This is a genomic window from Aeromonas sp. ASNIH8, assembly GCF_002919855.1.
Classification (GTDB): Bacteria; Pseudomonadota; Gammaproteobacteria; order Enterobacterales; family Aeromonadaceae; genus Aeromonas; species Aeromonas caviae.
Genome location: NZ_PQLN01000231.1, coordinates 1 through 1,198, shown reverse-complemented (window position 1 = coordinate 1,198; position 1,198 = coordinate 1). Strand labels below are relative to the sequence as shown.

Genomic DNA, 1,198 nt, shown 5'->3' with positions numbered 1-1,198 from the left:
GGTAATCCCCCCATTTTTAGGGGCATTCAAAAGTAGAGGTCATGCGGCCTGTGCCAGACGCTGTTTCGGCGTGTAGCCACCCAGCGCCATATTGGGCCGCTCATGGTTATAAACCCACAGCCAGTTCGTGGCAAACTCCTGTAGTTCATTCAGTGACTCAAACAGGTAATGGCCCAGCCAGTCGTAGCGCACCGTGCGGTTAAAACGTTCGATGTAGGCATTCTGCTGCGGATTTCCTGGCTGGATATAGCCCAGGGTTATCCCCTCCTGTTTCGCCCATCGCTTGAGCTCTTCGCTGATGTATTCCGGGCCATTGTCACATCGGATAATGGCGGGCTTACCTCGCCACGTGATCACCTGCTCCAGCGCCCGTTTGACTCGTGAGGCGGGTAAGGAGAAATCCACCTCGATGCACAGCGCTTCACGATTGAAGTCATCGATCACATTAAACAGCCGCACCGAGCGGCCATCGCTGAGCTGGTCATGCATAAAGTCCATCGACCAGCACTGATTAGGCTGGTCGGGAACCGCCAACGGCTCTGGCTTAGCCCGAACCAACCGTTTCCTGGGTTTTATCCGCAGATTGAGCTCCAGCGCCCGATAGATCCGGTATACCCGTTTGTGATTCCAGCCAAAGCCTTGGACGTTGCGCAGGTACAAAAAGCATAACCCGAAGCCCCAGTTGCGCTGGCTGGCCGTGATACGTAGCAGCCAATCGGCAATTTCCTGGTTTTCATCGACCAGCACGGGCTGATAGCGATAGCAGCTTTCACTGACCTTGAAGATCCGGCAAGCCAGACGGATGGATATGGCGTAGTGAGTCACGGCTTTGGTCGCCATCTCCCGGCGGGCAGATGGCGTTACCACTTTTTTGCCATGGCCTCGGTGATGATCTCTGCCTTGAGGCGCTCCTCGGCGTACATCTTCTTGAGGCGGCGGTTTTCGTCCTCCAGCTCCTTGAGTCGAGCCATGAGGGAGGCATCCATCCCCCCGAATTTGGAACGCCACTTGTAGAAGGTGGTCGTGCTGATGCCATGCTCGCGGCAGAGCTCCGGGACGGGAGCTCCAGCCTCAGCTTGTTTGAGGATGGCGATGATCTGGGTATCGCTAAAGCGTGATGTTTTCATGTAGAACCTCCTGCGTTCAAGGTACGGGAAAATTCTACTTATGAGCACCCTGGTTTTTCGGGGGGATTACC

1 protein-coding gene is annotated in these 1,198 nt (G+C 55.5%); it reads right to left on the bottom strand.

The features are described from left to right. Positions 1-39: 39 nt before the first annotated feature. A protein-coding gene (locus C3418_RS23620) for an IS3-like element ISKpn10 family transposase (protein WP_099368947.1) occupies positions 40-1,127 on the bottom strand; the annotation gives its coding sequence in 2 pieces (ribosomal slippage) (positions 40-875 and positions 875-1,127; 1,089 coding nt in all). Positions 1,128-1,198 lie beyond the last annotated feature (71 nt).